The sequence below is a fragment of the Acidovorax sp. FG60 genome, from assembly GCF_057808995.1.
This window is the reverse complement of the sequence record NZ_JBMDJC010000042.1, coordinates 1-9464: the sequence shown is the minus strand read 5'-3', so window position 1 is coordinate 9464 and position 9464 is coordinate 1. Positions and strand designations below refer to the sequence as shown.

General features: G+C 69.5%; 6 protein-coding genes and 1 pseudogene. 3 read left to right on the top strand and 4 right to left on the bottom strand.

Annotated elements, in window-relative coordinates; all coding sequences use genetic code 11:
- Positions 1 to 125 precede the first annotated feature (125 nt).
- From ACODS0_RS27670 to ACODS0_RS27660, 3 genes are all read right to left on the bottom strand, one after another.
- Positions 126 to 464 (bottom strand): ankyrin repeat domain-containing protein, encoded by a 339-nt coding sequence (locus ACODS0_RS27670; RefSeq protein ID WP_059400350.1) that lies wholly within the window; start codon positions 462 to 464, stop codon positions 126 to 128.
- A gap of 39 nt (positions 465 to 503) precedes the next feature.
- A complete protein-coding gene (locus ACODS0_RS27665; RefSeq protein WP_082136765.1) occupies positions 504 to 1655 on the bottom strand; it encodes a pseudouridine synthase in 1152 nt (383 codons plus the stop codon).
- A 120-nt stretch (positions 1656 to 1775) separates the two neighbouring features.
- Entirely contained in the window at positions 1776 to 2984 is a 1209-nt protein-coding gene (locus ACODS0_RS27660; protein WP_059400349.1) for a helix-turn-helix domain-containing protein, read from the bottom strand.
- A gap of 149 nt (positions 2985 to 3133) precedes the next feature.
- On the opposite strand from ACODS0_RS27660, the gene ACODS0_RS27655 reads away from it, so the two are divergent.
- From ACODS0_RS27655 to ACODS0_RS27645, 3 genes are all read left to right on the top strand, one after another.
- Positions 3134 to 5278, top strand: coding sequence for a TonB-dependent receptor domain-containing protein (locus ACODS0_RS27655; protein WP_488838449.1), 2145 nt, complete (start codon positions 3134 to 3136; stop codon positions 5276 to 5278).
- Positions 5279 to 5469: 191 nt separating this feature from the next.
- Entirely contained in the window at positions 5470 to 7581 is a 2112-nt protein-coding gene (locus ACODS0_RS27650) for a PQQ-dependent dehydrogenase, methanol/ethanol family (RefSeq protein WP_488838447.1), read from the top strand.
- A gap of 63 nt (positions 7582 to 7644) precedes the next feature.
- Positions 7645 to 9153 (top strand): aldehyde dehydrogenase family protein, encoded by a 1509-nt coding sequence (locus ACODS0_RS27645; RefSeq protein WP_488838445.1) that lies wholly within the window; start codon positions 7645 to 7647, stop codon positions 9151 to 9153.
- Positions 9154 to 9211: 58 nt separating this feature from the next.
- On the opposite strand, the pseudogene ACODS0_RS27640 reads toward ACODS0_RS27645, so the two are convergent.
- Positions 9212 to 9409: pseudogene (locus ACODS0_RS27640) on the bottom strand (hypothetical protein); the annotation flags it as partial.
- Between the last annotated feature and the right edge of the window lie 55 nt (positions 9410 to 9464).

The following is a 9464-nucleotide window of genomic DNA, read 5'->3' as shown; positions in this document are numbered from 1 at the left end:
CGAGGCCCAAAACTCGTGCCATACTTGGCCTCATGCGGTTGAATTTCCTATCCGTGGCAGGCAGCACGCGCCAGGGCGAAATTATGGGCGCAGGGCCGGGTTTCAAGCCCTGCCCGGACCGGTGATCACACCGGCAGCCAGCGCCACCAGAACGGCTTGGGCCGGCGCGGCTCGGCGCCCAGCGCCTTCAGGCGCTTGACGAAGGGCGCCCGCCCATGGCGGGTCGCGGCCTCCAGGGGCGTGAGGTCGTCGAAGTCGGAGCGGAGGTTGGGGTCGGCACCGTGTTCGAGCAGCAGTTGGGCCACGGCGTCATGCCCGTGGACCAGGCTCGCCACCAGCGGCGTGCACATCACCTCCGGATGCTGGTAGTTGGGGTCCACCCCGGCACTGAGGTGGTAGCGCGCCAGCGCCTCGTCCCCGGTGCAGGCCGCGTCGTACAGTTCTTTCCAGTCACCACCAGACATGGGTTTCCTCGCTTCGGGTGGGGCCGTCCGGGCCCCGGTTCAGAACCGCTCGTCCGGCCGCAGGTAGCGCCACTGGCCCACCGGCAGGTGGCCCAGCACGATGCGGCCCATGCGGATGCGCTTGAGCCCCACCACGTGCAGACCGACCTGTTCGCACATGCGCCGAATCTGGCGCTTCTTGCCTTCGGTGAGCACAAAGCGCAGCTGCTCGGGGTTCTGCCAGTCGACCTGTGCCGGCTTGAGCGGCTGGTCATCCAGGCGCAGGCCGTGGCGCAGCAAGGCCAGACGTTCGGCGGGAAACACGGCCTGCACATCCTGCGTGACCACGTCCGCACCCTTGGGCCCGTTGGGCGCCCAGTGCACCCGCACCAGGTATTCTTTCTCGATGCCGGAATCCTCGCCGATCAGGGTGCGGGCGACGCGGCCGTCCTGCGTGAGCACCAGCAGGCCGGTGGAGTCGATGTCGAGCCGGCCGGCCGGCGCCAGGCCGCGCGCGTGCTGCGGCTGCCAGCTCGGCCCGCGCCGGATGAGCGGGTCGCTGCGCCACTGGTTGCGGGGCTGCACCAGCACGGCGGCGCTTTCATGGCCGTCTTCGGCCTGCGCGCTCACGTAGCCCACGGGCTTGTGCAGCAGGATGGTCACGCGGCTGTCCTGCCGATGCCGGGCGGCGGGCAGCACGTCGATGCGGTCGGCCTCGGTCACGGCCTGGCCCATCTGCGCCGTCTGGCCGTTGACTTCCACCCAGCCGCGCTCGATCCATTCGTCGGCCTCGCGCCGGGAACACAGGCCCAGATCGGCCAGCCGCTTGTTGAGGCGGATACCGTCGCCCGGCGAGCGCTCCGCAGCCGGCGGGCGCGGTGGTCGGGTCTGGCCTGGGCGCGGGGCCGGGCCGGGCCGGGCACCTCGGTCTTGCCGGCTGGTTGCGCCGGCCGGGCCTGAGGAGGCCGCGGGCCGCGACCGCTGTAGCGGGCGGGGCGCCGCGCCATCGGCGCCAGCGACCGCAGGGCGCGAAGGTGGCCGTGCCGCCGCCCAGGCGGCTTCGCGCGCGGCGCGTTCGGCCTGCACCTCCGCCAACGGGCGAGCCCGCGCAGGCCCACGAGGCCGAACGGGCTGGCGCGGTGCGGCGGGTGCGGGCGAATCCGCTGCGGCGCGGGGTTTGAGTTTCAGGGTTTTCGGGAGTTTGTCGCTCATGCCGGGATCATCCCACGCTACGGCGGTCTGCTGCAGGGTTCAGGCGCGCAGGCGCTGAAAGGCTCGGCCACGTCCGCCAGGCCCGTCCCGGGCAGGGGTGGCGGGATCGATCCCCGCTGCTCAGCCCGCGCCCCATTCGCGCAGGCGGCGGTACAACAGCCCGCGAGACACACCCAGCCGGCGCGCGGCGCGGGACACGTTGCCCTGGCACTGGGCCAGCGTCTGTTCGATCAGGCGGCGATTGGCCTCATCCAGCGAGGGCGATGACAAAGGGGAGGCCGCCACGCCGCCGACGGCGGGCAGAGCGTCCACCCCCGTCAGCATCTCCACGGTCACGGTCACGGGCTCGGTGGTCAGCGGTCCGGCGGGCTGACCGGCCCGCTCGTCCAGCTGCGCGGCCATCCACAGCGTCAGACCCGATGGCAGCATCTGCAACTGCGCCCGGCCATCATGGGCCAGCGCCAGCAGCGCGCGCAGGTCCAGGCCGAACACCGCTTCTGCCTCCAGGCCGGCTTCGGGCACACGCGGGCAGTCGAACAGCCGCGCGCCAACGCCATTGAACCAGCACACCTGCCCGTGCTCGTCCACCGCGGCCAGCCCCTCCAGCGGGGTATGGAACATGGTTTTGCTGGATTGGAAACGCAGCATCAACTGCGAGCGCGCTGCATTGGCGAGCAGCCGGTTTTCGATGCAGGTGGCATACATGTGCGCCAAGGCGCCAGCGTCGAAACGGAACGGACCGATCTCGCTGGTCAGATCCAGCATGGCCACGGTGCGGCCACTGGCATCGCGCACCGGCGCAGCCGCGCAGTGCAAGGCCTCCAGACAGCGGAAGAAATGCTCACCGCCGCGAACGATGCAGACCTCGCCCGTGTTGAGCGCCACGCCGGGCGCACCCGTGCCCACCGAGGCCTCGCCGATGCTGACTCCCACGCGGGCCGCCGAGCGCAGCAGCGGGCCATCACCTGCGGTGGACCGGGATGCCATCACCACCACACCCTCGCTGCTGGTCAGCAGGACCCGCGCCTGGCTGCCGGCGATGGCGGTTTCCAACTCGGCGATCGGATCGGTAGCGGCCTCGATCAGCGCGCGGTTCTTGGTCAGCACCGTGGCGATGCGAATCTTGCTGATGGGGTCGAAGCCGATCTTTTCGTCCGGGCTGCGGCGGGCGCCCAGGCAACGGTTCCAGGACTGAATGACCGGTTCGGACACCAGGCCAGAAGGGCGCTCCCCCTGCTCGAAATAGCGCTCTCGAGCCAGCGCCACGCGGTCTTGCTGGGTGTTGAAGAACGGGTTGGGCAACGCGTTGGGCGGCATGGTAGGGCGCATGGGCGGTCCGGAACGGGTGCGATTTTTGTTCCGTTGCGGCACAAGCCATCACTAGGGAAACCCCCTATATTCATGCCTGCACGCGCGCTCGGTAACCTCGCTGCAGCCTCGGCCGCCAACAGGCGGCCTACCCCCGGAGAAACCCCCAGATGCCCGACATCCGTCCTCTGAACGCCTGTGCCGCCGTGGTGTGCGCGCTGCAGGTCCTGCCCGCCAACGCTGCCACCACCAGCGGCAGCGACCCCGGCGCAACCCTGTTGGCGCCCGTGATCATCACCGCCAGCCCTGTCGGTTCGGAGCGTTGGCAGAGCCCTGCCACCGTCGACAGCATCGATGGCGAACAACTGCGAGAGGGGCAGGCGCAGATCCTCCTGTCCGAGGGACTGGTGCGCGTGCCAGGCCTGGTCGTGCAGAACCGGCAGAACCTGGCGCAAGACCTGCAGATTTCGGTGCGGGGATTCGGTGCGCGCTCGACCTTCGGTGTGCGCGGCCTGAAGCTCTATGTGGACGGTATCCCGGCCAGTGCGCCGGACGGCCAGGGCCAGGCCGCCAACTTCCCCATCGGCAACGCGGACCGGGTCGACGTGGTGCGCGGCCCCGCCGCCGTGCTGTATGGCAACGGCGCCGGTGGCGCCCTGCTGCTCTACACCGAAGATGGCACACAGCCCGGGCTCTGGCGCAGCGGCATCGCCGTGGGGGCGAACGGGCTTTGGCGCCTGTCGACCCAGTTGCAGGGCCGCGTGGGTGAACATCCGGACGGCTGGCGCTATGCACTGCATCTCGATCGCTTCGCCACCGACGGCCCGCGCCCTCAGTCCGCCGGCGACCGCAGCACCTTGCATGTGAAGCTCTCGCGCCAGGCCGGCGACCAGCGCCTGCTGCTGCAGTACCAGCAACAGCAGGTTGATGCGCGCGACCCGCTGGGCCAGACGCGCGCCGAGTTCGACACCGACCCGACGCAGACCACCCCGAACGCGCTGCGCTTCGACACCCGCAAGTCCGTGCAGCAGCGCCAGTTGGGCCTGGCCTGGCAATACCCGCTGGACGCCCAGCAGCGCCTGGAACTGATGGCCTATGGCGGTACGCGCACCGTGCAGCAGTTCCAGGCCATCCCGGCCGCGACGCAGGCACCGCCATCGCACGCAGGGGGCGTGATCCACCTCGACCGCGACTACGCCGGCCTGAACCTGCGCTGGCACCGCACTGACGACAACGTGGCCGGCGGCCGGCTGGCCTGGTCCGCCGGACTGGCCCACGACTGGCAGGGAGAGTGGCGGCGCGGCTATCAGAATTTCGTCGGCAGCGCGCTCGGCGTGCAAGGGGCGCTGCGGCGCCAAGAGCGCAACCGGGCAACGGCCACCGACCCGTACGTGCAAGCCGAGTGGACCCGGCGCGACCTGAGCCTGAGCGCAGGCCTGCGCCAGGCCCGTGTGCGCTACCGATCGGAGGACCACTACGTGGTGCCCGGCAACCCGGACGACAGTGGTGCCATGGGCTGGCGCGGCTGGTTGCCCATGCTGGGCCTGCGGCTGGCGCTGTCGCCCTCGCTGCAAAGCTATGCCTCGGTCGGGCGCGGCATTGAAACCCCGACGCTCAACGAGGTCGCCTACCGCCCGGGCGGCCAGGCCGGCCTGAACACCGGGCTGGCCGCGAGCGCGCACGAGACGCTCGAACTGGGCCTGCGTGGCCGGCACGGCCACGCAGGCTGGAGCCTGGCCGTGTTCGCAACCCACACCGAACGCGAGCTGACCGTGCTGTCCAACACCGGCGGCCGTGCCACCTTCCAGAACGCCGGCCGCACACGGCGCACCGGACTGGAGCTGTCGGGCGACGCCCAGTGGGGAGCGCTGACCGCCACCGGCGCGCTGACGCTGCTCAATGCGCGCTACCGGGACGGTTTCCTGGCCTGCGACAGCACGCCCTGCATCGCACCCACCGCGCCGGTCGCGCCGGGAACACGCCTGCCCGGCGTGGCGCCGCGCCGGGTGTGGGCGGAACTGGCCTGGCAGGTCACGCCCGCCTGGGTCTGGACGGTGGACGTCCTGCACAGCGGTGCGGTGCCCGTGAACGACCTCAACACCGACCGCGCTGCGGCCTACACCGTCTGGGGCAGCAGCCTGCGCTGGACACGGCACTGGCAGGCATGGCGCACGCAGGCCTTCGTGCGCTGGGACAACCTGCAAGACCGCCGCTACGCCGGTTCGGTGATCGTCAACGAGGGAAACCAGCGCTACTTCGAGCCCGGCGCCGCCCGTTCGGTCTCGGCCGGGCTGACGTTGAGCCGCACCTTCTGACACGCCGCCGCCAGGCCCGGGGCGGAGCGTGGGGGTGCCTGTTCTGTTCCGCCCCGGCACACATTGGGCCTAGGGTAAATCCGAATGTTGAGCAAGCAGGGGCATTTTTTTATCGTCCCCTCCCGTGGAGTCACCGGCCCCAGCGGGCCTGCTCCATGAACGCAGAACGAACCACGCAGGAGACACACCGAATGACCCCCCGTTCCATTCCCGCACTGCTGCTGGCCGCCAGCACGCTGCTGGCACTGCCGGCCAGCGGCTGGGCCCAGACCAAGGGCTCGCCCGAGCACATCCGCGCCGTCACGGCGCGCATCGATTCGCAGAGCATCCTCGACAACGCCCGCACGTCCCGCGACTGGCCCAGCTACGGCATGGACTACAGCGAGACGCGCTTTTCGCGGCTCAAGCAGTTGGACACCGCCAATGTCAAGCGACTGGGCCTGGTCTGGTCGTATGACCTGGAATCCACGCGCGGCGTGGAGTCCACGCCCGTGGTGGTAGACGGCATCATGTACGTCACGGCCAGCTGGAGCGTGGTGCATGCGGTGGACGTGCGCACCGGCAAGCGCCTGTGGAGCTACGACCCCGGCGTGGACCGCGCCAACGGCTTCAAGGGTTGCTGCGACGTGGTCAACCGCGGCGTGGCCGTCTACAAGGGCAAAGTTTTCGTGGGCGCCTTCGACGGCCGCCTGGTGGCGCTGGACGCTGCCACGGGCCGCAAGGTCTGGGAGCAGGACACCATCATCGACCGCGCCTACTCGTACACCATCACGGGTGCGCCGCGCGTCATCAAGGGCAAGGTGGTGATCGGCAACGGCGGCGCCGAGTACGGGGTGCGCGGCTATGTCACGGCCTATGACGCCGAGACCGGCGCCCAGCAGTGGCGCTGGTTCACCGTGCCCGGCGATCCGTCCAAGCCGTTCGAGAACGAGGCCATGGCCAAGGCCGCCAAGACCTGGGACCCGGCCGGCAAGTGGTGGGAGGCCGGCGGCGGCGGCACCGCCTGGGACACCATGGCCTACGACCCCGAGCTCAACCTCATGTACATCGGCACGGGCAACGGCTCGCCCTGGGCGCGGAGCAAACGCAGTCCGGCCGGGGGCGACAACCTGTACCTGGCCAGCATCGTGGCGCTGAACCCCGATACGGGCGAGTATGTCTGGCACTACCAGGAAACGCCGGGCGACAGCTGGGACTTCACCTCCACCCAGCCCATGGTGCTGGCCGACATCAAGGTGGGCGGCAAGCCGCGCAAGGTCATCCTGCATGCGCCCAAGAACGGCTTCTTCTTTGTGATCGACCGCACCAACGGCCAGTTCATCTCGGCCAAGAATTTTGTCGATGTGAACTGGGCCAGCGGCTACGACGCCAACGGCCGGCCGATCGAAACGCCGCTGGCGCGCAGCGGCGACCGCGCGCGCGACGTGATTCCCAGCCCCTTCGGCGCGCACAACTGGCATTCCATGTCCTACAGCCCCGACACGGGCCTGGCCTACCTGCCGGCCCAGCATGTGCCGCTGACGCTGCAGGACAACAAGAACTGGAAGTTCAACGGCGGCTCCCTGCCCGAGCCGCACAGCAACATCGGCTGGAACACGGCCACGCTGGTCAACATGGAGCCGCCCAAGAGCACGCCCTTCGGCCGCCTGATCGCCTGGGACCCGGTGGCGCAAAAGGAGCGCTGGCGCGTAGAGCATGCCTCGCCCTGGAACGGCGGCACGCTGGCCACGGCGGGCAACCTGGTGTTCCAGGGCACGGCCGACGGCCGCTTCGTGGCCTATGACGCGCGCAACGGCAAGAAGCTCTGGGAAAAGCCCACGGGCACGGGCGTGGTGGCAGCCCCCATCACCTATGAGGTCGATGGCCGCCAGTACGTCTCCATCGCCGTGGGCTGGGGCGGCGCCTACGGCCTGGCCGCGCGCCACACCGAGCGCAAGGGCCCGGGCACGGTCTACACCTTTGCGCTGGACGGCAAGGCCGAGGCGCCGGCCTTCGTCGCCTACCAACAGGGCAAGCTGCTGCAGGGCGTGCCCTACGACAAGGACCTGGTGGCCGAGGGTACGGCCCTGTATGTCAGCAACTGCGCTTTCTGCCACGGCGTGCCTGGCGTGGACCGGGGCGGCAACCTGCCCAACCTCGGCTACCTGGACAAGACCTACATCGAGCACCTGGACAAGTTCATCTTCAAGGGCCCGGCCATGGCACGCGGCATGCCCGACTTCACGGGCAAGCTGAGCATGGACGACGTGGAAAAGATCAAGGCCTTCATCCAGGGCACGGCCGACGCGGTCCGGCCCAAGTAATCCCCTGTTCTCCCAGACCCGCCCCGGCCCCCCAACCCCTGTCCATCCACCAAGGAGCGAACCATGAACCTCAGCGACATCCAGTACCAGATCAGCGAGCGCGCCAGCGCTTTCCTCAACCGGCGCACCCACGACCTCTTCATCGACGGCCAATGGGTCGCGGCCCAGAGCGGTGAGCGCCTGTCCACGGTCAACCCCGCTACCGAGGCCGTGATCGCCGAGGTCGCCAGCGCCGGCCCCGTCGATGTGGACCGCGCCGTGCGCGCCGCCCACCGCGCGCTGCACGAAGGCACCTGGGGCCGCATGCGCCCCGCCGAGCGCGAACGCCTGATGCTGCGCCTGGCCGATCTCATGGAAACCCATGCCCAGGCCCTGGCCGAGGTCGAGTCGCTGGACAACGGCAAGTCCGCTGCCATCGCGGGCGCCGTGGACATTGCCACGGCCATCGCTTCCATCCGCTACATGGCGGGCTGGGCGACCAAGATCGAGGGCATGACGCACGAGCACTCCATCCCCTTCGCTCCGGATGCCCAAATGTTCACCTACACCCGGCGCGAACCTGTGGGCGTGGTCGCCGCCGTCGTGCCCTGGAACTTCCCCCTGCTCATGGCCACCTGGAAGCTGGCGCCCGCGCTGGCTGCCGGCTGCACCCTGGTGCTCAAGCCCGCCGAGCAGACGCCGCTGACCGCACTGATGCTGGCCGAGCTGATCCAGGAAGCCGGCTTTCCGCCCGGTGTGTTCAACGTGGTCACGGGTGACGGCCCCAGCACGGGCGCACCGCTGGTCTCGCACCCGCTGGTCAACAAGGTCAGCTTCACGGGCTCGACCGAGGTCGGCAAGCTGATCGGCCATGCCTGCATGGACAACATGACGCGCATCACGCTCGAGCTGGGCGGCAAGTCGCCGGTGATCGTGCTGGACGACTGCGACCCAGCCACGGCGGCTGCCGGCGCGGCCAATGCCATCTTCTTCAACCACGGCCAGGTCTGCTGCGCGGGCTCGCGACTGTACGTGCACAAAAAGATGTTCGACCGTGTGGTCGCCGATGTGGCCGACCACGCCAGCCAACTCACGCTGGGCCACGGCCTGGACCCCAGTGCCCAGATGGGCCCGCTGGTCTCGCAGGAGCAGATGGAGCGCGTCTGCGGCTACATCGACATCGGCCGCAGCCAGGGCGCCGAGGTGCTGGTGGGCGGCGGCCGCGCAGGCCAGCGCGGCTACTTCGTGCAGCCCACGGTGATGACCGGCGTACAGCACGACCACCGCGTGACGCGTGAGGAAATCTTCGGCCCCGTGCTCGTGGCCATGCCCTATGACGACCTGGACGAAGTCGCGGCCTGGGCCAACGACACGCCCTACGGCCTGGGCGCCAGCATCTGGTCCAACAACCTGTCCAAGGTCCACCGCCTGATCCCCAAGATCCAGTCCGGCACGGTCTGGGTCAACTGCCACAGCACCCTGGACCCCGGTATGCCCTTCGGCGGCTACAAGCAATCGGGCATGGGCCGCGACATGGGCCGCACGGCGCTGGACGCCTACCTGGAAACCAAGTCCGTCTTCATCAACATTTGAGCCGCGTGCGGGGCCGATCCGGTCCCCTTGCGCGTGCGCCGGCGGATCGGCGGGACCGCTATCCCACCGATCCGCCCTTGGGCACCTTCATCGGCCGGAAGGTGCCCCTCGGCGCGTCAGCGCTTGACCGGAAAGCCCTTCGGGGCAAGCGGATGTGCGCACCTTGCCGCGGGTCGACGACCTGCGTGATGCCCAGATCGCCCGCCACGCTCATGAGCGAGTAGGCGTCGTTGCGCGACAGCCCCTGGTAATCCGTGCTCCAGCCTCAATGAACACGTCCACTTCCACGTTTGTGTGGTGGACGGGGTGTT

Coding starts and splice junctions, on each gene's coding strand:
- ACODS0_RS27655 (WP_488838449.1), top strand. CDS start 3,134: ATGCCCGACATCCGTCCTCTGAACGCCTGTGCCGCCGTGGTGTGCGCG.
- ACODS0_RS27665 (WP_082136765.1), bottom strand. CDS start 1,655: ATGAGCGACAAACTCCCGAAAACCCTGAAACTCAAACCCCGCGCCGCA.
- ACODS0_RS27650 (WP_488838447.1), top strand. CDS start 5,470: ATGACCCCCCGTTCCATTCCCGCACTGCTGCTGGCCGCCAGCACGCTG.
- ACODS0_RS27660 (WP_059400349.1), bottom strand. CDS start 2,984: ATGCGCCCTACCATGCCGCCCAACGCGTTGCCCAACCCGTTCTTCAAC.
- ACODS0_RS27670 (WP_059400350.1), bottom strand. CDS start 464: ATGTCTGGTGGTGACTGGAAAGAACTGTACGACGCGGCCTGCACCGGG.
- ACODS0_RS27645 (WP_488838445.1), top strand. CDS start 7,645: ATGAACCTCAGCGACATCCAGTACCAGATCAGCGAGCGCGCCAGCGCT.